Below are 23897 nucleotides of genomic sequence, written 5' to 3' on the forward strand. Positions count from 1 at the left end.
GGCGGCTCCTCTCTCAAGCGGCGTCGGTGAGCAAGAGCCGACGCCGGTTGAACACGAACAGGATCAGGGCGAGCACGATCAGGACCAGGCCTGCGATCATCTTCAGCTCGGCTGAAGTTGCTGTCTTGGGCAGACGGATCGCGTCGGGCGCTGCGGGGGTCGGACGCCGCGCGGCGGGTGAGGTGCTCGCATCGGCATGGCGTTCACGCAAGTGTGCCGGGACCTGCGGCCGTTCGCCGAACACCTTCTCGAAATCCCAGCCGGCGGGCAGGTTGATCGGCAATTCGCTGAGCTTGAGCGGCGCGCCTTCTGGCCGGCTCGGCGTCTTGTCGACGGCGACAAGGCTGGTCAGGCGCGTGACGATCTGATGGTCGAGCGCCAGCGCCAGGATCGCCTTGTCGGCCTCCTCGGGCGCGAGCTCCCGCATGGCGCGCGCCACTTCGGCATCGCCGATCTTGCGCTTGGCCCAGAGCTTTGACAGGCCATTGCCTTCGGCGGCATTTTGCAGCGGCAGCGTCACTGACCATGGACGGTCGTCGACGCGGCCCCTGATCTCGAGCGAGCCTGCGAGCTTGTCGAGCTTTGCTGCCAGCACCAGCGGCTCGTCGCGATAGACGTCCGGGATAATCGCCGGGGTCACGTCGGCGTTGGCCTCGGAGAATTTCGCGGTGAGGCCGGTGACGGCCGGATTTTCCAGCTTGGCGAACAAGCCGCGCATGCGCTCCTCCACCTGCTCGACGGAACCGATATGGGTGAAGGCACCACGGCCGAGCTCGGCGGCGCGGGTCATCAGATAGGTGTTCGGCGCCGAGCCGATGCCGACCATGAAGACGCGCGAGCGGCCGCGCATCGCCGTGATCGTTTCGAACAATTGCTGTTCGTTGCCGATTGCGCCGTCGGTCAGGAAAACGACCTGGCGAACCATGCCGGTGTCGCCGAGCTTGTCTGCCAGCGCGGCGCGCATTGCCGGCACCATCTCGGTGCCGCCGCGCGCCTGCAACGCGCTCACGAACGAGGTTGCTTCGCCGACATGGGCAGCGTCTGCCGTCACGGAGGTTGGAAACAGCATGTCCATGGTATCGTCGAAGCGAATGACGTTGAAACGGTCGGTCGGCTGGAGCCGGGACAGAGCGTAGGCGAGGCTCGCCTTGGCCTGGACGATCGAGGTGCCGCCCATCGAGCCCGAATTGTCGATCACGAACACGACCTCACGCGGCAATGGCTTTTGTGTCGTCTGTTCGGCGCTGGGCGGAGTGACGAAGGCGAGCAGGTAGTCGGCGTCGCCGACATGTTCGCGGAACAGGCCGACCGATGGCGCCTTCTCGGCGGCGGCCTTCCAGGTCAGCTCGAAGTCGCGGTCAGCCGGGACGGCGCCGTCGGCGAGCGTGATGACACGCGCCATGTTGTCCGGACTTTCGATCTTGACCTTATGGTGGTGGCTCTTGACCTCGCCGAGCGCGAAGCCGGCCTTCAGGCGCACCGTGATGCTGGTCGGATTGACCGGTGCATTCCTGGCGGGATCGAGCACAGGCGGCGAGAGGCGGTCGCGGTCCGGTACCGGGTCCGAGGTCGCCGTGCCCCAACCCGATCCGTCCTTGCGGAAGTCGACGCTCTGCACGATCGGCGCCGGATTGTAGCGCGGTCCGACCACCAGCGGCAGACGCAGTGAATATTCGTTGCCGGATTGATGCACCGGCTCCTGATATTCGATCTGCACCAGCACGGTTTCGCCGGGGCCGATATTGGCGACCGAATTGGTGAAGATGTTCGGCCGCTCCCGCTCGGTGAGCGCGGCCCTCTGACCGGTGCGGCGTGCCTCTTCGTAGATCACGCGGGCCTGCTGGCGCTCCTTGATGTCGCCGACGATGACGCGGTCGCCGACCACCATCTTCAGCGTATCGACGGCGCCGCCGGTCGCGAGCGGATAGACATAGGTTGCTTCGACCCAGTCCTTGGTCGGGTTGCGGAAGATTTGGGTGACGCGCGCGCGCAGCGTCGGGCCCGAGACCGTGATGTCGATGTCGGTGCCGAGGCGGATCGCTTCGGTGGTGGCGCCATCCTCCTTCAGGAGGAGGGAGCCGGACTTGGCGTCGCCGGGCTGGAGCAGGCTGGCCTGCTCGGTCGTTGCCGACCAACTGGTTCCGAAGCTGACGAGCAGGGCCACGAAGGCCATCAGCATCACCGCGATGCCCTGCGCGAGAAGAAACAATCCGAGCTTGATCAGCCCCTTCAACATGGGGTGCTCGTCGTTGTCGGCTGTGTCGTAGGTGTCCATTGGCCTGCTCCCGGAAGGACGTTTGCTGGCTCTGAGCATTCGCTGGGAGGGGCCGATTTCGCGAGCAGAATGATCGGTCATGTTCCGCCGCGGCCGGCCCGGGCAAGCCGCCGTGGGGCGCCCATGTGCGGTTTTGTGCTGATTTGTCCGCCCTGCTAGAATGGCCGTGCTGGAGCAGGGTTAGCGATGCAGATGCAGGATAAACTCACCGACAAGCAGCTTTCGGACGAGCAGAGCCGCGAGATCGCCGAGACCATTCGCGAGGAGCTCGCCAGACGCCGGATCTCCCGGCAGACGCTGGCCGAGCAGGCCAAGCTCAGCCTGTCGACGCTGGAGAAGGTGCTCGGCGGCCGGCGGCCGTTTACGCTGGCGACGACGGTCCGGCTGGAGCAGGCGCTGGGCGTCTCTTTGCGCAAGGGCCCCGTCGTGGCGGCGCCTCAGGCCGCCAACGATGTCGCTCCCGACAGTCTCGGCTCCTATGCGCATCGCGCCGTGACCTGGCTCGAGGACGTCTACATCACGCTGCGGCCGTCGTTCGGCGACAAGGACGCGATCTTCGCTTACCGCACCGAGATCGTCTGGGAGCCGAAGGTGTCTTCGCTGGTCTTTCGGGAGGGCGATCGCACCGATACCGCCTACGAGCATACCGGCGAGGTCGCCGTCCCGCATCAGTCAGGCTTCATCTACCTCGTCATCATCAAGCACGGCCAGCACCGTGTGATCACGGTGTCGCGGCCGACGGTCGCCGGCGAGATGTACGGCATCATCTCGACGCTCCGCGCGGGGCCTGGTTCACAGCTCACGCCGATCGCAGCACCGATCGCCTACGTACCGCTCCGGAACGTCCCGAAGCCGTCGCTGGGGAGGGTCGGGCCCGGCGACGCCAACCATGCGTTGTACGGAAAGCATCTACGCCGCACGGTGGAAGAATCCTTCGCACTGTTTCTGTCGGTATAGTCCGCAAGAAAGAATCCGGAATGGCGTTGCCTGCGTCTATAAGGGGGTATGCAGAACGCGCGCGCCCCATGCATCGGCGAATCTCCGCTGTTCTCCATCATCATCCCGCTCGAATATCACCGCGGGCAATGGGAGCTGTCCTGGCTCGGTTGGACGTCGCAGACCGCAGATAGATCGCTTTACGAAATCATCCTGGTGGTGCCGCCGGACTTCGCCGCGCGCGAGGAGCTGAAGGTGCTGGCTTGCGACCAGGCGCGCCTGGAATTCACCGCTTCGGATCACGACATCGGGCTCTGCGCATTTGGCGCCGCCAAGGCCCGCGGCAGTTATCTGTTCTTCACGGAGTCGCATTGCTGGCCCGAGCCCGAAGTAATCGAGCTGTGCATCCGCGCGATCGACGCGCATCCCGACTGGGCCGCCTTCTCCTGCCGCTCGGTGCCGATTTGCCATAACAGGCTCTCGGAAGCCGAGGCCACAATGTACCAGGCCGACATCGAATTCGGCATGAAGCAGCATCCCTGGCGCAAGGTGCTCGATCAGTGCTTCGTGACGCGGCGTGACGTCTATTGGGAATGCGGAGGCCTGCGCGAGGAGCTCGGCCATTTTGCCGAATGGGTGCTGGCCGCGGCCTATCACGCGAGAGGTCACGCCATCGGTTATCTGGAGGAGGCGCGCTTCCATCATTATTACATCGGCGAAATCGGCGAGCTCAAGACCTTCACGCTCGATTTCGTCGAGGGCGAGATCCGATATCTCAGCGAGGCGCGCCGCGAGCCCGGCAGCGAGCTGCTCGAAGTTCCAGTCGAATGGGTTGAATGGGCCGGATTCGACGTATCGCTCGCCCGCGCTGCGTCGAATGCGCTCCTGCATTACTGCTTTGCAGGCCGCGGCTGGAGGCCGCCAGGGGAAAAACTGCGCGCCTTCTGGCATTGGGGTGCACTGGCTCTGTGCGGCGATCTTCCGGCGCACTTCGCCGCGCGCCTGGCCGTCCTGCAATCGCATTTCGGTCTGCGCGCGCTGACGATGATCGGATCGAGCGAAGCGATCGGGCGATGGATGAGACGCTACATCGCCTCGCTGATCCATCTGCAGCGGCTCGAATGCATTCGTCGCATTCGCGGCCATGCCGGGCCGGCGGTGAAATTCCTGGGAGATCGCGTTCTCGGGCAAGTCGGATTCCATGCCCTCGAATCGTCAGCGGGGCACACCTTCCGCTGGAGCGAGCCCCAGGCCGCCGTTCGCATCCAGGGGGGCGCGGGCCGCAACACCGTTCGGATCCGAAGTCCCGCCTTGCGCGCGCCGCTGCGCGAGATCGGTGTGCATTTCTATCTCGACGGCGTGCGCGTTGATGCCTCCGCGATCGCAATCGGCCCCGATAGCTATACGATGGACCTCGATCTGCCGCCCTCGGGCATCGCCATCCTGGCATGGTCCTGCCCCGAGTTGAGGGGGATTGGCGATTCCCGCCGCCTTGGTCTTTCCGTGGCATCCATCGAGCTGAGCCAGGATGCCGGAGCTTCAATTTCAGCCTAGAGCCTGATCCGGAAAAGTGCCTGGCGGTTTTTCGAGAAGACCACGCTCAAACAACGACCTGAAGCGCGATGACGATTCATCCTGATCGCATCGCGCTTTGGTCAGACGAGGTTGGCCGGCGTCGAGCTAGCCTCCGGTTTCGGCGCTGATGATATCGCCAAACAGTTCCCACTGACCCTTCTTGAAGCGCCACATCTTGAGCTGCTCGATCGGCGCGAAGTCCGTGGCGGAGGTGTTGATCTTGATCCCCGGGATCAGCGTGTCGGGGACGAAGTCCTTGAGACTGGCGGCCTGCTTCATCACGTTATCTCGGGTCAGGTTGTCGCCCGACTGCTTCAGCACCTGCACCATCGTCTGGGCCGCGGCGTAGGCGTAAACCAGATTGGCGTCCGAAATGTTCGCGCCGGGCATGTACTTGTCGATGAAGGTCATGAACTTCTTCATGCCCTCGTCGTCCTTCCACTGCGGATCGGAGGCGTCCTTCAGATAGCCGGCCGACAGCACGCCTTCAGATGCCTCGAGGCCGGCTGGCTTCATTACCGCGCCGATCGACACCGAGACGTCGGTCATCAAATGCATCGGCTTCCATTCCAGCTCCGCGATCTTCTTGATGGCCTGCGCCGCGAATTTGGGGGTGGCGATGTTCACGAAAACATCGGCGCCGGTGCCCTTGAGCTTGACGATATGGGCGTCGATCGACGGTTCCGACGTCTCGTAGCTCTCTTCGGCCACGATCAGCTTCGATGCCTTGTCACCGAACACGTCCTTGATGCCGGCGACGTAGTCCTTGCCGAAATCGTCGTTGGCATAGAAGATCGCGACCTTCGCGTCCGGCTTCTCCTTCAGAATGTACTTGGCGAAGATCTGGGCCTCGACCCGATAGCTGGGCTGGAAGCCCATGGTCCAGGGAAAATTCTTCGGGTCGTTCCACTTGCTGGCGCCGGTGGCGAGGAACAGCTGCGGCACCTTCTTGGCATTGTGATATTTCTGCACAGCGGTCTGGGTCGGGGTGCCCAGCGCGTTGAAGATCAGGAACACCTCGTCGCTCTCGATCAGCTTGCGGACCTGCTCCACGGTCTTGGGCGGCGAATAGCCGTCATCATAAGAGATCCAGTTGATCTTGCGGCCGTTGATGCCGCCCTGATCGTTGACCATCTTGAAGTAGGCCTCCTCGGTCTTGCCGATGATGCCGTAGGCGGAAGCGGGACCGGAATAGGCCTCGACATTGCCGATCTTGATCTCGGTGTCGCTGGCGCCGGTGTCGTATTTCTTCTGCGCGAAAGCACCCTGGGTGGAGAGCAATGTCAGGGCAGTTGCCGCGGCGAGCAGGACGAGTTTCTTGTTCTTCATGGAAATTCCTTGGGGTTTCTTGTTGGGTAGGGCAGGCACTTCAAAAAGAAAAAGCGCCCGCGAGGGGCGCTTGGGTCAGGCGTTGGCGACTTTCCTGTCGACTTCGGAGGCCACCGAGAACTCCTTGCGCAAGGTCGGCTTGTGGATCTTGCCCGTGGCGTTGCGGGGCAGCGCGTCGACGAAGCGGATCTGGCGTGGACATTTGAAGCGCGCCAGATTGGCCGCGCAATGCGCGAAGACATCGGCGTCGGTCAGCTTTTGGCCCGACTTGACCGCGACGATGGCCAGGCCCACTTCGCCCCATTGCGGATCGGAAATGCCGATCACGGCGGCCTCGGCGACGGCCGCGAGCTGGTGCAGGACGTTCTCGACCTCGGCCGGATAGACGTTCTCGCCGCCGGAGATGTACATGTCCTTCCAGCGGTCGACGATGTAGTAGAAGCCCTCTTCGTCGACGCGCGTCGCGTCACCGGTGTGCAGCCAGCCGTCGGTGAAGGAGGTCTTGTTCGCCTCCGGCCTGTTCCAGTAGCCCGGGGTGATGTTCGGCCCCTTGACCCAGAGCTCACCGAGCTCGCCGACATCTGCATCGCTGCCGTCGGGGCGCACGATGCGCACTTCGGTGTGCAGCACGGGCTTGCCGGCGGAGCCGGCCTTGCGCGCCGCATCCTCGCGGTCGAGCACCAGCACGGCCGGCGAGGTCTCGGTCATGCCGTAACCCTGCTGGAGCGCGACGCCGCGCGCTTCCCAGACTTTCAAGAGCGGTACCGGCATCGGCGCGCCGCCGACGCCTCCGACGATCAGCCGGCCGAGATCGGTCGTTGGGAAAGCGGGGTGTTGCGCCATGAACTGGTAGATCGCGGGCACGCCGAAGAACACGTTGATGCCCTGTGCGGGATCGTTGATCAGGCCGAGCGCGGTACCGGGATCGAACGCGCGCATGATCATCACGGTGCCGCCGGCATGCAGCACGGGATTGGTGTAGCAATTCAGCCCGCCGGTGTGGAACAGCGGCAGCACGGTGAGCAGAACCGAGGACGGTCCGATACAGGCGGGACCGCCGAGATTGACGCAATTCCAGAAGGTCATGCCATGGGTGATGGTCGCGCCCTTCGGATGTCCTGTCGTGCCCGACGTGTACATGATGGTCGAGACGTCATCGAGCGTGACCTGCTCGATCGCCTCGAGCGGCTTTGCGCCGGCGATGCCGGCCTCATAGGACCCGCCGGGTCCGAGCAGCAGGCTGGTCGCGATGCCGCACAGCTTTGCGACGGCAAGCCCGGTCTCGGCGAGATCGGTGTCGTGGATCATCACCTTCGGCGCGCAATCGCCGGTGATGAACTGAAGCTCGGGAACGGTGAGGCGGGTGTTCAGCGGCACGAAGATCGCGCCGAGGCGGCCGCAGGCGAACTGGACCTCCAGCGTATCGGTCGTGTTCAGCGCCAGCACCGCGACACGGTCGCCGCGTGCGACGTTCAGCGTGTGGCGCAGGAAAGAGGCGAGGCGCGAGACTCGGGCGTCAAGCTGCGCATAGGTCAAGCGGCGCTCGCTCGCGAGGTCGATCACCGCAACCTTGTCAGGCGTGCGGCGGCCATGATGAACGATCCAGTCGTAGTAACGAACGGCCAAGAATTCCTCCCTCGGCGGTCTTGTGCCGCCTGCATCCTTATTGCCGTGCACCATGCCCGGCATGGCCTTGGGGCCAGCCGGAGTTGGTGCATCGACGTCTTTTTTTATTTGGAGTTGGCGCGCGAGGGGGCAAAATCGTCTTGCGTTGAGTTGCTAGGCCGGGGCCTGCGCCAGAGTGGTTCGCCGGTCAGCCACTCTGCGCAAGTGAGCCGCCGATGTTCCGGCCATGGTGAACGAGACGAATCCGTCCGCGAGGCGAGACTGCGATGAAGAGCCCGTTCTATACCGCCGAGCACGATGCCTTCCGCGAAATGATGCGCCGCTTCGTCGAGAAGGAGATCTCCCCGTTCGCCCATGAGTGGGACGAGGCCGGCGAATTCCCCCGCGAGCTCTATCGCAAGGCGGCCGGGATCGGTCTGTTGGGGCTGGGATTCCCTGAGGAATATGGCGGGATCGCCGCCGACCAGTTCATGAAGATCGTGGCGAGCCAGGAGTTGGCGCGGGCGGGCGCCGGAGGCGTCAGCGCCAGCCTGATGAGCCACACCATCGGCTCGCCGCCGATCGCGCGGGCAGCGCGGCCGGAGGTGAGGGCACGCGTGCTGCCGCAGGTGCTGTCAGGCGACAAGATCTCCGCGCTCGCGATCACCGAGCCGGGCGGCGGCTCCGATGTCGCGAACCTCGCCACAAGGGCGCGACGCGACGGCGATCACTACGTCGTGACCGGCGAGAAGACCTTCATCACCTCAGGGATGCGCGCCGACTATCTGACCGTTGCCGTGCGCACGGGCGGCGAAGGCGCCGGCGGCGTCAGCCTGCTCCTGATCGAGGGCGCCACGCCCGGTCTGTCCAGGACGAAACTGAAGAAGATGGGCTGGTGGGCCTCCGACACCGCGACGCTGCATTTCGACCAATGCCGCGTGCCGGCGGAAAACCTGATCGGCGAGGAAGGCCAGGGCTTCAAGATCATCATGCAGAATTTCAACAGCGAGCGCATGGGCATGGCGGCCGGCTGCACCGCCTTCGCCCGGGTCTGCCTCGACGAGGCCGTCGCCTACGCCAGGGAGCGCAAGACTTTTGGCAAGCCGCTCGCGCAGCATCAGGTGATCCGTCACAAGATCGTGGACATGGCGCAGAAGGTCGCCGCAAGTCAGGCGATGCTGGAAATGCTGGCGTGGCGGCTCGAGCAGGGCGAGAGCCCGGTCGCGGAAATCTGCATGATGAAGAACCAGGCGACGCAGACAATGGCGTTCTGCGCCTCGGAAGCCGTACAGATTTTCGGCGGCGCCGGTTTCATGCGCGGCATCAAGGCCGAACGCATCTACCGCGAGGTCAAGGTCAACGCCATCGGCGGCGGCACCGAGGAGATCATGAAGGATCTGGCCAGCCGGCAGATGGGGTTGTGACGGACGCCGTCATTCCGGGGCGACGCGAAGCGTCGAGCTATGGTGCGCAATTGCGCACCTGAGAATCCATCGGGCTCCAGACTCCGTAGAGAAATGGATTCCGGGTTCATCGCTGCGCGATGCCCCGGAATGACGAGAGGACAAAATGCTATTCACCGCCGACCACGACGACATCCGCCGCTCCCTGCAAAAGTTCATCGCCAATGAGATCAACCCTCATGTCGATGACTGGGAGAAGGCCGACATCTTCCCGGCGCACGAGCTGTTCAAGAAGATGGGCAGCCTCGGCTTCCTCGGCCTGAACAAGCCCGTGGAGTTCGGCGGCTCCGGCCTCGACTACTCCTATGCGCTGATGATGGCGGAGGAGCTGGGCGCCATCACCTGCGGCGGCGTGCCTATGGCGATCGGGGTGCAGACCGACATGGCGACGCCGGCGCTGGCGCGGTTCGGCTCGGACGAGGTGCGCCGCGAGTTTCTCGCGCCCTCGGTCTCGGGAGACTTCGTCGCCTGCATCGGGGTCTCCGAGCCGGGCGCAGGCTCCGACGTCGCCTCGATCAAGACCCAGGCACGCTCCGACGGCGATGACTACGTGATCACCGGCGGCAAGATGTGGATCACCAACGGCACCCAGGCCGACTGGATCTGCCTGCTCGCCAACACCGGCGATGGGCCCGTTCATCGCAACAAGTCGCTGATCTGCGTGCCCATGAAGGCCAAGGGTGTCACTGTCGCGCGAAAACTCGACAAGATGGGCATGCGCTCATCCGACACCGCACAGATCTTCTTCGACAATGTCCGTGTGCCCAAGCGCAACCGGATCGGCGAGGAGGGCAAGGGCTTTACCTACCAGATGATCCAATTCCAGGAGGAGCGGCTCTGGGGCGCGGCGGCTTGTCTTAAGGCGCATGAATACATTATCGATCAGACCATCGAATATACCCGCAACCGCAAGGCCTTCGGCCAGAGCATCCTCGACAACCAGGTCGTGCACTTCAAGCTGGCGGAGATGCAGACCGAGGTCGAGCTGCTGCGCGCGCTGATCTATCGCGCCGCCGAGCAGCTGGTCGCAGGCGGGGACGTGACCAAGCTTGCGACCATGGCCAAGCTGAAGGCCGGCCGGCTCGGCCGCGAGCTCACCGACGCCTGCTTGCAATATTGGGGCGGAATGGGCTTTACCAACGAGACGCCGGTCAGCCGCGCCTATCGCGACAGCCGCCTGACCTCGATCGGCGGCGGTGCCGACGAGGTCATGCTGATGGTCTTGTGCAAGATGATGGGCACGCTGCCCGGCAGCAAAGGAAGCTCTTGATGATCACGCTCTATCACTGCGACGCCGCGCGCTCGTTCCGTCCGCTCTGGATGCTGGAAGAGATGGGCCTGCCGTATGAGCTGAAGATGCTGCCGTTCCCACCGCGGGTCTTCGCCAAGGAATATCTGGCGCTCAATCCGCTCGGCACGATTCCCTTCATGGTCGACGGCGAGACGAAGATGACCGAATCCTCCGGCATCTGCCACTATCTCGGCATCAAGCACGGCCCGACGCCCCTGATGGTCGGCCCGGAAGATCCCGCCTATGGCGCGTTCCTGAACTGGATGTATTTCAGCGACGCCACGTTAACCTTCCCGCAGACGCTGGTGCTCCGATACACCCAGCTCGAGCCGGAGGAGCGGCGCAATCCGCAGGTCGCCGGCGACTATGCAAAATGGTTCCTGGGCCGGTTGCGCGCCGTCGAGGCAGCGGCGGCCAATGCCGAAACATTGTGCGCCGGCCGCTTCACCGCCGCTGACATTGTCATCGGTTATGCGCTTCGGCTGGCCGACAATATCGGGCTCGCCAAGGATTTTGGGCCAAATGTCGCAGCCTATTGGGCGCGCCTGCAGCAGCGGGACGGTTTCAAGCGTGCGGTTGCTGCGGAACAGAAGGCTGGCGCCGAGCAGAATGTTGCACCGCGCGTGAGGGCGTAAGGACGCGTCATTCCGGGCGATGCGGAGCATCGACTATGGTGCGCCGTTGCGCACCTGAGAATCTCGAGGTTCCCCGGTGCGCAATTGCGCACCTGAGGTTCGGTCCTATCGACCGCCCCGGAACGACTCGCTGTGTCTTTTGACAGCGCTATCCCGTCGTGACAGCGCCCAAATTTCCGCTAAGGTGACCTCCGTCCGCAGCGGCCAGAGAGCCGCGCGAGGAGGATCCCAATGGAAGATAAAGGTCGCGAATCCGACCATCTGATGCTGATCACGCCGGAGCGGGTATTCTATGCCGGCCTGCTCGGCCGCCCTCGCAAGCGGACCCCCGGCTGCTGCCATATCTACGTCGCGGTGAAAGGCAGCCTGCATCTGACGATCGACGACGTCCACACGTCGGACGAGTTGATCGTGACCCTGCCGAACCAGCGCCACACCATCGCCAGCGACTATCGCACCGTGATCAGCGTGACGCTGGAGCCGGAAAGCATGCCGGATGGCGTGATCGAGGCTTTGGCCGAGCGGCTGCGAGGGCCGGACAAGGCTCTCTATGCCCGCAAGATCCTCGCCGCTTACGCGTTGCTGCGCCAGCGCCGCTATGGCGACATCACCACCGCCGAATTCGACGAGATGTGCTTTGGCGAGGCGCTCGCCCGCCGCGTGCTCGATCCGCGCGTGACCCGGGCGGTCGCCCGCATCGAGCGTTTCTCGGGCGAGCCGGTGACGGCCGATACCTGCGCGGCGGAGGCGGGGCTCTCGGCCTCGCGCTTCCTGCATCTGTTCAAGGAGGAGACCGGCATCTCCTTCCGCTCCTTCCGCGCCTGGAAGCGCGCGCGGCATTTGCTGCACTTCGCCAACCAGGACCTCAACCTCGCCCATCTCGCGCAGGACATCGGCTATCCCGACTCGACGCATTTCAGCCATTCAATCCGCCGCTTCTACGGATTGAAGCCGCGCGCGATCTTCGTCGGCTCGCGCGACCTTGCGATCTATCGCAGCACGGAGACGGTGCGGCTCGCGGAGGCGAGTTAGGCTCGCTCTCGTAGGGTGGGCAAAGGCGCTCTTGCGCCGTGCCCACCACCTCTCGGCAGCTGGCAAAGATGGTGGGCACGCTTCGCTTTGCCCACCCTACGAATTCGTCGTGTTTTCCAGCTTCTCCGCGCAAGAAGCCGCATGCCGCCCATCCCATGATCGCCAACGTTGAATTCTCAACGTGCGAGACATCCAAGGCATGAGCGACAAGGCCGTCATCACCTGCGCGCTGAACGGCGTGCTCACCGACCCGAAGCAGCACAATGTCCCCGTGACGCCCGAGCAGATGGCGCGCGAAGCCAGGGCTGCGTTCGATGCCGGTGCGTCCGTCATGCACATCCACCTGCGCCAGCAGGCGCCGGGCAAGGGACATCTGCCGTCCTGGGAGGTGAGCGTCAGCAGGGAGATCCAGCAGGCGATCCGCGAAGCCTGTCCCGGCGTGATCATCAATCACACCTCGGGCGTGTCAGGACCGAACTACTCCGGCGCGCTCGACTGCATCCGCGAGACCAAACCGGAGATCGCCGCCTGCAATGCCGGCTCGCTGAATTATCTGAAGGTCAAGGCCGACAACACCTGGGCCTGGCCACCGATGATGTTCGACAACGCGGTCGAGAAGGTGAAGGACTATCTCGACGTCATGAATGCGGTCGGCACCATCCCCGAGTTCGAATGCTTCGACGTCGGCATCGTCCGCTGCGTCGGCATGTACACCCAGGTCGGCATGTACAAGGGACCGCTCGAATATAATTTTGTGATGGGCGTCGCTTCGGGAATGCCTTCGGACCCGGAGCTGCTGCCGATCCTGATCAAGCTGAAGCGTCCCGAGGCGCATTTTCAGGTCACCGCGATCGGCCGCGAGGAAATCTGGCCGCTGCACCAGCGCTGCGCCGAGCTCGGCGGCCATCTGCGCACCGGTCTCGAGGACACCTTCTATCTCGCCGACGGCAAGAAGGTGACGTCGAACGGCCAGCTGATCGAAGCCGTCGCTGCCTGCGCCCGCCGTGCCGGCCGCGAGATCGCGAGCCCCGCCGAGGCGCGGAAGATCTTTGGGACGAACAGGTAAGCCACACTCCGTCATTCCGGGATGGCCGAAGGCCATGCCCGGAATCCATAGCCACGATCGGGAGTATGGATTCCGGGCTCGCGCTCCGCGCGCCCCGGAATGACGGGCAGGAGCACTAATGTCTACCATCGAAAACACCATTTCCCCCGGCAGCGCCGCCTACCACGCCAACCGCGACGGCATGCTCGGCCTCATCGACCGCATGCGCGCGCTGGAAGAGCGCACCCGCGCGGCGTCGGCCGCAGCCAAGGATCGCTTTCACAAGCGCGGGCAGTTGTTGCCGCGCGAGCGCGTCGCGCTGGTGCTCGATCCCGGTACGCCTTTCATCGAGCTGTCGACGCTCGCCGGCTACATGTTCGATGTACCGGACGCGACCAAGAGCGTGCCCGGCGGCGGCGTCATCGGCGGCATCGGCTTCGTCTCGGGCATCCGCTGCATGGTGAGCGCCAGCGATTCCGGCATCGATGCCGGCGCGCTGCAGCCTTACGGCCTCGACAAGACGCTGCGGGTGCAGGAGCTCGCGCTGGAGAACAAGCTGCCCTATGTGCAACTGGTCGAAAGCGCCGGCGCCAACCTCTTGCGCTACCGCGTCGAGGATTTTGTCCGCGGCGGCAACATCTTTCGCAATCTCGCGCGGCTCTCCGCGGCAGGACTGCCCGTCGTCACCGTCACGCACGGCTCATCCACCGCTGGCGGCGCCTATCAGACCGGCCTGTCCGACTACATCGTCATGGTGCGCGGCCGTACCCGCGCCTTCCTCGCCGGGCCGCCGCTGCTGAAGGCCGCGACCGGTGAGATCGCGACCGAGGAAGAGCTCGGCGGTGCCGAGATGCACACGCAGCTCTCCGGTCTCGGCGACTATCTCGCCGAAGACGATCGCGACGCGTTGCGTATCGCGCGCAAGATCATGGCGGCGCTGCAATGGGAACGCCCGGGCAGGACAGCATCGGAATTCAAGCCGCCGCGCTACGACCAGGACGAGCTGCTCGGCATCATGCCGATGGACCATAAGCGCTCCGTCGACATGAAGCAGGTGATCGCACGCATCGTCGACGATTCCGATTTCACCGAGATGGCGCCGAATTACGGTCCGGCCACCGTCTGCGGCCACGCCCGCATCGAAGGACAGGCGATCGGCATCATCACCAACAACGGGCCGCTCGATCCCGCCGGCGCCAACAAGGCGACGCATTTCATCCAGGCGTGCTGCCAGACCCGCACGCCGATCCTCTATCTCAACAATACCACCGGCTACATGGTCGGCAAAGCCTACGAAGAAGCCGGCATGATCAAGCACGGCTCGAAGATGATCCAGGCAGTGACCTCGGCGACGGTGCCGCAGATCACCATCTATTGCGGCGCCTCGTTCGGCGCCGGCAATTACGGCATGTGCGGCCGCGGCTTCCATCCGCGTTTCTGCTTCTCCTGGCCCAACGCCAAGACCGCCGTGATGGGCGGCGAGCAGGCGGCCGAGACAATGGCTATCGTGACGGAAGCGGCTGCCGCGAGGCGCGGAAAGCCGGTCGAAAAGGAAAAACTCGACGCGATGAAGGCGCAAATCATCGGTGTGTTCGACGGCCAGATGGACGTGTTCTCCACCAGCGCCCGCGTGCTCGACGACGGCGTGATTGACCCGCGCGACACCCGCGCGGTCCTCTCCGAAGTGCTCGCGATCTGCCGCGAGGGTGACGCACGGACGCCCCAGCGCATGCAGTTTTCGGTGGCCCGCCCATGAGGAACGGATCAGTGCAGCACCGGCCGTTCTTCAGGGTCCTGGTCGCCAATCGTGGCGAGATCGCACTGCGCGTGATGCGCAGCGCGCGACAGCTGGGCCTCGGCGTCGTCGCGGTCTATTCGGATGCGGATCGCGACGCACTCCACGTGCAACAGGCCGACCAGGCCGTGCGCATCGGCGAAGCCCTGCCGGCGCAATCCTATCTCAACATCCCCGCGATCATCGCCGCGGCGAGAGCGAGCGGCGCAGATGCCGTTCATCCCGGCTATGGCTTCCTCGCCGAGAACGAGGATTTTGCGCAAGCCTGCAAGGATGCGGGTCTCGTCTTCATCGGTCCCTCGCCGCAGGCGATCGAGGCGATGGGCAACAAGGCCGGCGCCAAGGAGATCATGAAGAAGGCCGGCGTTCCCTGCGTGCCCGGCTATCAGGGCGCCGAGCAGGGTGACGAGGTCATGCTCGCGGAGGCCAAAAAGATCGGCTTCCCCGTGATGATCAAGGCGGTCGCCGGCGGCGGCGGTCGTGGCATGCGGCTCGTCATCGACGCGGCCTCGTTCCCTGATGCCCTGCGCAGCGCGCGATCGGAGGCGAAAGCGGCGTTCGGCGATCCCACCGTCATCCTCGAGCGCGCGATCCAGAACCCGCGCCACATCGAAATCCAGGTGTTCGGCGACAGCCACGGCAACGCCATCCATCTCGGCGAGCGCGACTGTTCGGTGCAGCGGCGGCACCAGAAGCTGATCGAGGAGGCACCGTCGCCCGCCGTGACGCCGGAGTTGCGCGCGAAAATGGGCGAGGTCGCGGTATCGGCGGTGAAGGCGCTGCGTTACGAGGGCGCCGGCACGCTGGAATTCCTGCTCGATGCGAGCGGCGCGTTCTACTTCATGGAGATGAACACGCGTCTCCAGGTCGAGCATCCCGTGACGGAGGCGATCACCGGGCTCGATCTGGTCGAGCTGCAGCTGCGCGTCGCGCGTGGCGAGCAATTGCCGGTGAAGCAGCAGGACATCAAGTTCTCCGGCCATGCCATCGAGGTGCGGCTCTGCTCGGAGGATGCCGGGCACGACTTCATGCCGCAGTCGGGCCGCATGGCGCGCTGGCAGGTGCCTGATGGCATCCGCGTCGAGCACGCGCTGCAATCGGGTTCGGAGATCCCGCCGTTCTACGATTCCATGATCGCCAAGGTGATCAGCCATGGCGCCACGCGCGAGGAGGCGAGGGGGCGGCTGGTCGTCGGCCTTGAGCAGCTCACGGCTTTCGGCGTGACGACTAATCAGGCGTTCCTGATGTCCTGCCTGCGTCATCCCGGCTTTGCCAAGGGTGAGGCGACGACAGCCTTCATCGGCGCGCATCGCGACGAGCTGCTGGCACCGCGCGCGAACGCGGCATTCGACATGGCGCTGGCGAGCCTGCTGCTCTACGTCACCAACCCGCGCACACCGTCATGGCAGGGCGGGCGGAGCCTCGCCGCCACCTTTCCGTTGCCAGCGAAAATCGAGATCGCCGGTCAGACATACGAACTCGAAGTCACGCGCGAGCGCGATGGTAGTTACACTGTCGCCGCCGACGGCCGGCAAGACAAGTTCGAGATCGACCAACTCGATTCCGACGCCGTCCGCTTCCGCCACGATGGCGTGATGGACAGCGCAAAGTTCTTGCGCGACGGCGACCGGCTCTACCTCCAGCACCGCGGCATCCCGCTCGCGGTCACCGATCTCACCCTCGCCGCGCCGAAGGCCGCCGCAGCCAACGGCGGTGACGGCAAGGTGCGCGCCGCCATGAACGGACGCGTCGTCGCCGTGCTGGTCAAGCCGGGTGACCGTGTCAAAGCCGGCCAACCGGTGCTGACGCTGGAAGCGATGAAGATGGAGCACGTCCACAAGGCCGGCGTCGACGGCGTGGTGGCGGCGATCGACGTCGCCGAAGGCGAGCAGGTGACGACGGGCAGGATCGTCGCCGAGATCGGGGCAGGTTAGCGCAACGAACGGGGCAAAGGCGCAAAGTGCCGTGCCCGCCATCGATGTTCAAAAGTGGTGGAGCGGCATCGTCGGCAGGCTCCGCTTTGCCGCCCTACGGCACCTCGCGTGCGGTAAAAATTCCCTATTATTTCAGTTGCTTAATTGCGTATTGGCGCAAGGGGGAAATTCAATTTGAACGTCTTTCATTTTCGGGCTACATATATTGAACATTGTTCAATTTTGGAGCCGGCATGTTGCGCCCAAATGATCCCGCCCCAGCGACCAATCCCACGCTCCCGTCGGTATCCCGACGCTTCTCGTTCGCCGCCCCACAACTCCGCGAGAGATACCTGATTGGGGCCCTCAGCGTTCTGACGCTGTCGGCACTCCTCGCTCCCGCGCTGCCCGCCGCCGCTTGGCACGTCCCGCACTTCGTCGACAGTCGCACCTGGCTCGGTGTGCCCAACGCCGGCGATGTGCTGAGCAATCTCGCCTTTCTCGCGATGGGCGTCTGGGGTTCGGAGCGGCTGCGCGCCCGCCATGATGCGCCTGTGGGTGCAAGTTGGCTTTTCGTCGGCCTGATCCTCACCTGCCTGGGATCTGGCTTCTATCACCTGGACCCCGACATGCCGCAACGCCTCGTGGCCGATCGTCTCGGTATGGCGGTGGCGTTCGCGGGCTTTCTGGGCATCGCAGCCAGTGAACGCATCAGCGTGCGTGCCGGCGAGGCGGTGCTGGTCCTGATGATGATGGCCGGCCTGTTAGCTGCCTGGGTGGCGCGCGAGAATCTCACGCCATGGGTGGTCGTGCAGTTCGGCGGCATGGCACTTGCCGTGGGACTGGCGTTGACGCGGCCGCGGCCTGGCGCGCTCGGCGTGCCGCTCGGTGGCGTGATCTTCTTTTATGTGCTGGCGAAGCTTTTCGAACTCGGTGACGCGCTCATTTTCGAAGCCACAGGGCACGTCGTCTCGGGCCACACGCTCAAGCATCTGGCCGCTGCCTTGGCGGCCTGGCCGGTGATCAGCACGCTCCGCAATCGTAGCGAGCCCGCGGCCGTGCGAAGCGCGGTCCGCTGACGTAACCCACCCTACGGGACTATGTTGCTCCGCCCCGTCCCCTCATTGAGCAGACACGCCACCTGATGCCCGTTGCCCGCATCCAGCAGTGCGGGCCGCTCAACCCCGCATCGCTCCATCGCATATCGGCAGCGGGTGTGAAACGCGCATCCGGGCGGCGGATTGACCGGGCTCGGCACATCCCCGTCGACCAGCGGCGCGAGCTTCTTCGCCAGCGGGTTGGCAACCGGCACCGAGGCGAGCAGCGCTTGCGTGTAGGGATGCCTGGGATTGCGAAACAGCTCGTCCTTGCCTGCTATCTCGACGATGCGGCCGAGATACATCACGGCGACGCGATGGCTGATATGAGCGACCACGGCGAGATCGTGCGCGATGAAGAGATAGGAGAAGCCGTGCTGACGCTGAAGGTCGATCAGCAGATTGATCACCTGCGCCTGGATCGAGACGTCGAGCGCGGACACCGGCTCGTCGCAGACGATCAGGCGCGGCTCGAGTGCGAGCGCGCGCGCGATGCAGATGCGCTGGCGCTGGCCGCCGGAGAATTGATGCGGAAAGTTGCGCATCTGGTCGGCTCGCAAGCCGACCTGCTCGAATAGCGTTGCGACCCGCGCATCCAGCGCCTTGCCGCTGGCGAGCCCGTGCACCGCAAGCGGCTCGCCGACGATGTCGCCGGCGGTCATGCGCGGATTGAGCGAGGCGAACGGGTCCTGGAAGACGATCTGCATCGAGCGCCGGTGCGGGCGCAGTGCCGCCTTGGACAGATGGGTGATATCCTCGCCTTCGAGGTGAATCTGGCCCGAGGTCGGCTCGACCAGCCGTAACACGCTGCGCGCCACCGTCGACTTGCCGCAACCGGATTCGCCGACGAGCCCGAGCGTTTCGCCGGCATGAACCGAGAACGAGACGCCGTCGACCGAGTGCACGGTGCCGACTTGCCTGCGCAATACGCCGGCCCGCACCGGGTAGTGCTTCTTGAGGTTGGTGACTTCGAGCAGAACTTCGCTCATGCCACCTCCGCAACTTCAGCCGCACGCCAGCAGGCTGCAAGATGTCCGCCGCCCCAATCCGCAAGCGGCGGATATTCGGCCTCGCAGCGCTTGATTGCGAGCTTGCAGCGCGGTGCGAAGGCGCAGCCCTTCGGCAGCCGCACCAGCGACGGCACGGTGCCGGGAATTTCATTCAGCCGCGCCTGTGCCGGGACGCCGGCCGCCGGAACGGCCGGGATCGAAGCCATCAGCCCGCGCGTATAGGGATGCTTTGGCGCGGCGAACAGTGCCTCGACACTGGCCTCCTCGACCTTGCGGCCCGCATACATCACGATCACGCGCTGCGCCGTCTGCGCGACCACCCCGAGATCATGCGTGATCAGCACGAGCCCGGTGCCGAGCTCCTTCTGCAGGTCGAGGATAAGCGCCAGGATCTGCGCCTGGATGGTGACGTCGAGCGCGGTGGTCGGCTCGTCCGCGATCAGCAGCGCGGGGCGGCACGCCAGCGCCATCGCGATCATCGCGCGCTGGCGCATGCCGCCGGAGAGTTGATGCGGATATTCCTTCGCGCGTCGCGCCGGCTCGGGAATGCGCACCAGGCGCAGCATCTCCACGGCGATATTCCGGGCTTCCTTGGCCGGGATGTTCCGGTGCAGCCGCACCGCCTCGACGATCTGGTCGCCGATCCGCATCACCGGATTGAGCGAGGTCATCGGCTCCTGGAAGATCATGGAGATGCGGTTGCCCCTGACGGCACGCATCTCCGCCTCATCCAGCGCCAGCAGGTCGGTGCCTTCGAGCGAAATCGAGCCGCCGACGATGCGGCCGGGCGGATCGGGCACCAGCCGCATCAGCGACAGCGCGGTGACGCTCTTGCCGCAGCCGGATTCGCCGACGATCGCCAGCGTCTCGCCGCGCTTCACGGTAAAGGAGAGGTCGTCGACGGCTTTGAACAAACCGGAATTGGTGAAGAACACCGTTTTCAGGTTCTTCACTTCGAGCACAAGGTGGGATTTGTCCGTCATCAGCCGCGCTGCCTCGGATCCAGGATGTCGCGCAGGGCGTCGCCGAACAGGTTGGCGCCGAACACGGCGAGGCTGATCGCAATGCCCGGGAAGATCACCAGCCACGGCGCGGTGCGGACATATTCGGCGGCGGACTCGGAGAGCATGCGGCCCCAAGACGGATAAGGCTCGGGAATGCCGAGGCCGAGGAAGGAGAGGGAAGCTTCCGTCAGGATGGTCGAGCCCAGCTGCGCGGTCGCGAGCACGATCAGCGGCGCCAGCGTGTTCGGCAGTACGTGGCGGAGCGCGATGCGCACTTCGCTCATGCCGATCGACTTGGCGGCTTCGATAAAGGGGAGTTCGCGCAGCGCCAGCGTGTTGGCACGGATGACGCGCGCGACCGTCGGGATCAGCGGAATGGCAATCGCAATGATCACGTTCGGCAGCGACGGGCCGAGTGCCGCCGTCATCACCAGCGCCAGCACCAGCAGCGGCAGCGCCTGGAGGACGTCGGAGACGCGCTGGAACACGAGATCGACCCAGCCGGAGAGATAGCCGGAGGTCAGGCCGACGATGACGCCGATCGTGCCGCCGAGCGCGGTCGAGCCGATCCCGACCGCAAGCGAGATCCGCGCGCCGTGGATGATGCGGCTGAACACGTCGCGGCCGAAGGAGTCCGTTCCCATCCAGTGCGCCAGGCTCGGGCCGGCCAGAGCGCGGGCCGAATCGATCGACAGGGGATCATAGCGCGCGATGAAATCGGCGAAGATGGCCGTGAACACGAACACGGTCATGATGACGAGGCCAGCGGCGCCCAGCACATGCCGCTGTGCCAGATACAGCACGCGGCGCCAGCCACCGGTCGCGTAGGCGCCGGCGCGTCTCAGTTCAACGTCATAGTCGATCGCGGCCATGTGAACTCTATCTTCCCCCTCTCCCCGCCTGCGGGGAGAGGGTAGGGGTGAGGGGGGCTCTCCGCGGGGGAGGTGGGAGTTGGACTCGCGGAGACTCCCCCTCACCCGGATTGCTGCGCAATCCGACCTCTCCCCGCAGGCGGGGAGAGGTGAAGGAGAGCGCACATACTGTGTGAGAGAAGGTCATGCGGCTAATCCGTGTACCTGATGCGCGGATCGAACACGGCGTAGAGCATGTCGACGATGAAATTCGCACTCACCACCACGACGGCGATCAGCATCACGAGGTTCTGCACGATCGGATAGTCGCGCCAGCGGATCGCCTCGACCAGGAAGCGGGCGACGCCGGGGATGTTGAACACCGTCTCGGTGACGATCAGGCCGCCGATCAGGAACGCCGCCTCGATGCCGATCACGGTGATGACGGGCAGGATCGCGTTCTTCAGCGCGTGCTGATAGTTCACGGCGGCATCGGAGGCGCCCTTGGCGCGCGCGGTGCGGATGTAGTCCTGCCGCAGCACCTCCAGCATCGAGGACCGCGTGATGCGCATGGTCAGCGCCGCGCTGCGGAAGCCGACGGCGGCGGCGGGCACGGCATAGGTTGCGAACGCCTCGAGCCAGGTCTGCGGATTCGGATTGAAGATCGGCATCTGGCCGAACATCGCCACCGACGCCGTGAGGATGAGCAGGCCGAGCCAAAACGAGGGCAGCGACAAGCCGCTCAAGCTGACGACGCGCAAGGCGTAATCCAGCCGCGTGCCTTGCTTCACCGCGCTGATGACGCCGAGCGGAATGCCAATCGAGACCGAGAACAACAGCGCAAGGCCGGCGAGCCGCGCCGTGATCGGGATCCGCGGCAGGATCTCCTGGAGCGCCGGCTTCTCGGAGACGTAGGAGTAACCAAAGTCGCCGCGCAGAAAACCGCTGATCCAGTGCCAATACTGCACGATCAGCGGCTGGTCGATGCCGAGCTCCTTCTCCAGGTTGGCCTTGTCGGCGGGATCGACATAGCCGGCCGCGGCGAACAGGATGTCGACGATGTTGCCGGGCACGATGCGCAGCAGGAGGAAGATGACGATCGAGATCCCGAACAGGGTCACGAGCATCAGGAACAGGCGTCGCACCAGATAGGCAAACATCCTTCGCCCTCCGCGAGCCGCTACTCTCCAGCCTGCCGCGCTACTTGTCGAGCCACGCGTCCTCGTAGCGAAAGCCGTTATAGGAGCTGTTCGACATGATCGTGATGCCCTTGACGTAGGGCTGCCAGCAGGTGCCGGCCCGTGCATGGAAGATGATCGGACGGGCGACATCCTCCTGCAGCTTCTTGTCGATATCCCAGACCAGCGGCTTGCGCTTGCTGGTGTCGGTCTCCTGCGATTGCACGTCGAACAGCTTCTCGATCTCCTTGTTGCAGTAATTGGTGTAGTTCCGCTCCGAGCCGCAGGAATAGTTTTCGTAGAAGGACTGGTCGGGATCGTCGACGGAATTGCCGGTCAGATTGAGGCCGAGCATGTAGTCCTTGCGCGCGACTTTCGGGAACCAGTTCGCGGTTTCGACGACGTCGAGCTCGCCGTCGATATAGATGCTCTTGAGCTGGTCGATCAGGATCACGGCGGGGTCGCGATATTCCGCGAGATTGCGCGTCGAGACCTTCACCGCGAGGTGCTTGTCGGGGCCGTAGCCCGCCTTCTGCATCAGTTTCTTCGCTTCCTCGCGGTTCGCGTTCACGTCCCGGCCATAGCCCGGAATGGTCTCGAGCTTGTCCTTGGGCATGCCCCAGACGCCTTGAGGCAGTGGCAGCATGGTGCCGCCGATGTCGGCCTGGCCTTCGAACAGGATATCGACGAACGCCTTGCGGTCGAGTGCCATCGCCATCGCGCGGCGAATATCGATGTTGTCGAACGGCGCGGAGGTCGAATTGACGATGATGTTGGTCGAAACGTTGGTCGGCTCGACGACGCAAGTCGCGTTCGGCGCCTGCGACTTGATGTCCTTCAGGAGCGGGATCGTGATGTGCGTCGGGAAGGTCATGTCGAACTTTCCGGCGACGAAAGCGAGGATCGCGGTCGATCGGTTCGTGATGATCGTGTACTCGATGCCGTCGAGATAGGGCAGGCCCTTCTTCCAATAGTCCGGATTTCGCGTCAGCTTGATCGATTCATTGGCCTTGAACTCGACGAACTTGAACGGTCCGGTACCGACCGGATGGGTGCGCATGTCCGCGGGCGAGACGTGGCAGGGATAGATCGGCGTATAGCCTGACGCCAGCATCGCCAGCAGCGACGGCTGTGGCCGCTTCAGGTCGAAGGAGACCTCGAAATCGCCACTCGTCGTGATCTCGTTGACTTCATTGTACCAGGCCTTGCGCGGATTTTGCCGAAGCTTCTGCTGCGATTTGCCCATCAGGAGATCGAAGGTGCATTTGACGTCGGCCGATGTGAACGGCTTGCCGTCATGCCATTTGACACCCTGGCGCAGCTTGAATGTCAGCTTCTTGTTGTCGTTGCCCCAGGACCAGCTTTCGGCCAGCTCGGGCCGGAGGGTATCAGGGCTGTTCTGCGCGATGTGCTGGTCGTAAATGACGAGATTATTGAAGACGCCCATGAACGGCACGTTGACCGAATAGGTCGCGCCCTCGAGGATCGATGCGTTGGCCGGGCTGTCGCGGTGATACATTCGCAGGACGCCGCCCTGCTTGGGCTCGCCGGCGAGCGTGGTGGTTGAGGCCGTCAGCACAGATAGCGCCGCCATTGCGGCGAGCGCCCACACGCTCCGCATGCTCATCCTCCCTGGACATCAGTCTTTTTGGCCCTTGCGGCCTGTTTGTCGCGACGATAGCACGCGAGTTGAGGGAGGCAACCGGTAAGGCCGCATGCCGCCTCGACAATTCGGATGACGGAAGGCCGCAGGTTATCATGCTCACGATGTGAGAGTGCAGGTGCGAAGAGATGGTTCCTGCGGTGATGTTGCGCGATGCAGAATCAACGAACTCACTGTCGTCCCGGACAAGCGAAGCGCAG

18 protein-coding genes are annotated in these 23897 nt (G+C 64.4%); 10 read left to right on the forward strand and 8 right to left on the reverse strand.

Features of this window, described 5'->3' with window-relative positions:
- Positions 1-13 precede the first annotated feature (13 nt).
- Positions 14-2275 carry a marine proteobacterial sortase target protein gene (locus GDN70_RS04895; protein ID WP_152102225.1) on the reverse strand — a complete coding sequence of 754 codons (2262 nt, stop codon included), beginning with the start codon at positions 2273-2275 and terminating at the stop codon, positions 14-16.
- 186 nt (positions 2276-2461) lie between these two features.
- Between GDN70_RS04895 and GDN70_RS04900 the strand changes: the two genes are divergently transcribed.
- Together GDN70_RS04900 and GDN70_RS04905 are read left to right on the forward strand one after the other, a co-directional pair.
- Entirely contained in the window at positions 2462-3232 is a 771-nt protein-coding gene (locus GDN70_RS04900; protein ID WP_038970711.1) for a helix-turn-helix transcriptional regulator, read from the forward strand.
- 48 nt (positions 3233-3280) lie between these two features.
- Positions 3281-4765: a glycosyltransferase family 2 protein gene (locus GDN70_RS04905; protein ID WP_152102226.1), complete on the forward strand. Its 1485-nt coding sequence runs from the start codon at positions 3281-3283 to the stop codon at positions 4763-4765.
- 126 nt (positions 4766-4891) lie between these two features.
- Here GDN70_RS04905 and GDN70_RS04910 read toward each other — a convergent pair whose 3' ends face one another.
- Positions 4892-6115 (reverse strand): ABC transporter substrate-binding protein, encoded by a 1224-nt coding sequence (locus GDN70_RS04910; protein ID WP_028139675.1) that lies wholly within the window; start codon positions 6113-6115, stop codon positions 4892-4894.
- Between the two features lie 75 nt (positions 6116-6190).
- On the reverse strand, positions 6191-7741 hold the full coding sequence (locus tag GDN70_RS04915) for a long-chain fatty acid--CoA ligase (RefSeq protein WP_173015754.1): 1551 nt from the start codon (positions 7739-7741) through the stop codon (positions 6191-6193).
- A 266-nt stretch (positions 7742-8007) separates the two neighbouring features.
- Between GDN70_RS04915 and GDN70_RS04920 the strand changes: the two genes are divergently transcribed.
- The 8 genes from GDN70_RS04920 to GDN70_RS04955 all read left to right on the forward strand — a co-directional run bounded on the left by GDN70_RS04920 (position 8008) and on the right by GDN70_RS04955 (position 17973).
- Positions 8008-9144: an acyl-CoA dehydrogenase family protein gene (locus GDN70_RS04920; RefSeq protein ID WP_028139677.1), complete on the forward strand. Its 1137-nt coding sequence runs from the start codon at positions 8008-8010 to the stop codon at positions 9142-9144.
- A gap of 145 nt (positions 9145-9289) precedes the next feature.
- A complete protein-coding gene (locus tag GDN70_RS04925) occupies positions 9290-10453 on the forward strand; it encodes an acyl-CoA dehydrogenase family protein (RefSeq protein ID WP_038970718.1) in 1164 nt (387 codons plus the stop codon).
- Positions 10453-11109, forward strand: coding sequence for a glutathione S-transferase family protein (locus GDN70_RS04930; protein WP_152102228.1), 657 nt, complete (start codon positions 10453-10455; stop codon positions 11107-11109). Before GDN70_RS04925 ends, GDN70_RS04930 begins: the two co-directional genes overlap by 1 nt.
- A 231-nt stretch (positions 11110-11340) precedes the next feature.
- On the forward strand, positions 11341-12141 hold the full coding sequence (locus GDN70_RS04935) for an AraC family transcriptional regulator (protein WP_028139680.1): 801 nt from the start codon (positions 11341-11343) through the stop codon (positions 12139-12141).
- Between the two features lie 199 nt (positions 12142-12340).
- Entirely contained in the window at positions 12341-13207 is an 867-nt protein-coding gene (locus GDN70_RS04940; RefSeq protein WP_028139681.1) for a 3-keto-5-aminohexanoate cleavage protein, read from the forward strand.
- Between the two features lie 118 nt (positions 13208-13325).
- Positions 13326-14942 (forward strand): acyl-CoA carboxylase subunit beta, encoded by a 1617-nt coding sequence (locus GDN70_RS04945; protein WP_152102229.1) that lies wholly within the window; start codon positions 13326-13328, stop codon positions 14940-14942.
- Positions 14939-16915, forward strand: a complete 1977-nt coding sequence (locus GDN70_RS04950) for an acetyl-CoA carboxylase biotin carboxylase subunit (RefSeq protein WP_152102230.1) — start codon at positions 14939-14941, stop codon at positions 16913-16915. The genes GDN70_RS04945 and GDN70_RS04950 overlap by 4 nt, the downstream gene beginning before the upstream one ends.
- Before the next feature lie 233 nt (positions 16916-17148).
- Positions 17149-17973, forward strand: coding sequence for a hypothetical protein (locus tag GDN70_RS04955; protein WP_152102231.1), 825 nt, complete (start codon positions 17149-17151; stop codon positions 17971-17973).
- A gap of 11 nt (positions 17974-17984) precedes the next feature.
- On the opposite strand, the gene GDN70_RS04960 is transcribed toward GDN70_RS04955, so the two are convergent.
- The 5 genes from GDN70_RS04960 to GDN70_RS04980 form a co-directional block, all read right to left on the reverse strand.
- Positions 17985-18980 (reverse strand): ABC transporter ATP-binding protein, encoded by a 996-nt coding sequence (locus GDN70_RS04960; protein ID WP_038946823.1) that lies wholly within the window; start codon positions 18978-18980, stop codon positions 17985-17987.
- Complete coding sequence (locus GDN70_RS04965) at positions 18977-19984, reverse strand: ABC transporter ATP-binding protein (RefSeq protein ID WP_152102232.1); 1008 nt, start codon at positions 19982-19984, stop codon at positions 18977-18979. Before GDN70_RS04965 ends, GDN70_RS04960 begins: the two co-directional genes overlap by 4 nt.
- Positions 19984-20877, reverse strand: a complete 894-nt coding sequence (locus GDN70_RS04970; RefSeq protein WP_173015755.1) for an ABC transporter permease — start codon at positions 20875-20877, stop codon at positions 19984-19986. Before GDN70_RS04970 ends, GDN70_RS04965 begins: the two co-directional genes overlap by 1 nt.
- 191 nt (positions 20878-21068) lie before the next feature.
- Positions 21069-22016, reverse strand: a complete 948-nt coding sequence (locus GDN70_RS04975) for an ABC transporter permease (protein WP_028139688.1) — start codon at positions 22014-22016, stop codon at positions 21069-21071.
- Positions 22017-22056: 40 nt separating this feature from the next.
- Positions 22057-23655: an ABC transporter substrate-binding protein gene (locus tag GDN70_RS04980; protein ID WP_028139689.1), complete on the reverse strand. Its 1599-nt coding sequence runs from the start codon at positions 23653-23655 to the stop codon at positions 22057-22059.
- Positions 23656-23897: the final 242 nt, after the last annotated feature.

The organism is Bradyrhizobium sp. TM102, from assembly GCF_009176685.1.
GTDB lineage: Bacteria > Pseudomonadota > Alphaproteobacteria > Rhizobiales > Xanthobacteraceae > Bradyrhizobium > Bradyrhizobium ottawaense.

What these genes read in the sequence shown, in the direction of transcription:
- GDN70_RS04895 (WP_152102225.1), bottom strand. Translation starts at nt 2,275, where the DNA reads ATGGACACCTACGACACAGCCGACAACGACGAGCACCCCATGTTGAAG.
- GDN70_RS04900 (WP_038970711.1), top strand. Translation starts at nt 2,462, where the DNA reads ATGCAGATGCAGGATAAACTCACCGACAAGCAGCTTTCGGACGAGCAG.
- GDN70_RS04905 (WP_152102226.1), top strand. Translation starts at nt 3,281, where the DNA reads ATGCAGAACGCGCGCGCCCCATGCATCGGCGAATCTCCGCTGTTCTCC.
- GDN70_RS04910 (WP_028139675.1), bottom strand. Translation starts at nt 6,115, where the DNA reads ATGAAGAACAAGAAACTCGTCCTGCTCGCCGCGGCAACTGCCCTGACA.
- GDN70_RS04920 (WP_028139677.1), top strand. Translation starts at nt 8,008, where the DNA reads ATGAAGAGCCCGTTCTATACCGCCGAGCACGATGCCTTCCGCGAAATG.
- GDN70_RS04925 (WP_038970718.1), top strand. Translation starts at nt 9,290, where the DNA reads ATGCTATTCACCGCCGACCACGACGACATCCGCCGCTCCCTGCAAAAG.
- GDN70_RS04930 (WP_152102228.1), top strand. Translation starts at nt 10,453, where the DNA reads ATGATCACGCTCTATCACTGCGACGCCGCGCGCTCGTTCCGTCCGCTC.
- GDN70_RS04935 (WP_028139680.1), top strand. Translation starts at nt 11,341, where the DNA reads ATGGAAGATAAAGGTCGCGAATCCGACCATCTGATGCTGATCACGCCG.
- GDN70_RS04940 (WP_028139681.1), top strand. Translation starts at nt 12,341, where the DNA reads ATGAGCGACAAGGCCGTCATCACCTGCGCGCTGAACGGCGTGCTCACC.
- GDN70_RS04945 (WP_152102229.1), top strand. Translation starts at nt 13,326, where the DNA reads ATGTCTACCATCGAAAACACCATTTCCCCCGGCAGCGCCGCCTACCAC.
- GDN70_RS04950 (WP_152102230.1), top strand. Translation starts at nt 14,939, where the DNA reads ATGAGGAACGGATCAGTGCAGCACCGGCCGTTCTTCAGGGTCCTGGTC.
- GDN70_RS04955 (WP_152102231.1), top strand. Translation starts at nt 17,149, where the DNA reads ATGTTGCGCCCAAATGATCCCGCCCCAGCGACCAATCCCACGCTCCCG.
- GDN70_RS04960 (WP_038946823.1), bottom strand. Translation starts at nt 18,980, where the DNA reads ATGAGCGAAGTTCTGCTCGAAGTCACCAACCTCAAGAAGCACTACCCG.
- GDN70_RS04965 (WP_152102232.1), bottom strand. Translation starts at nt 19,984, where the DNA reads ATGACGGACAAATCCCACCTTGTGCTCGAAGTGAAGAACCTGAAAACG.
- GDN70_RS04970 (WP_173015755.1), bottom strand. Translation starts at nt 20,877, where the DNA reads ATGGCCGCGATCGACTATGACGTTGAACTGAGACGCGCCGGCGCCTAC.
- GDN70_RS04975 (WP_028139688.1), bottom strand. Translation starts at nt 22,016, where the DNA reads ATGTTTGCCTATCTGGTGCGACGCCTGTTCCTGATGCTCGTGACCCTG.
- GDN70_RS04980 (WP_028139689.1), bottom strand. Translation starts at nt 23,655, where the DNA reads ATGCGGAGCGTGTGGGCGCTCGCCGCAATGGCGGCGCTATCTGTGCTG.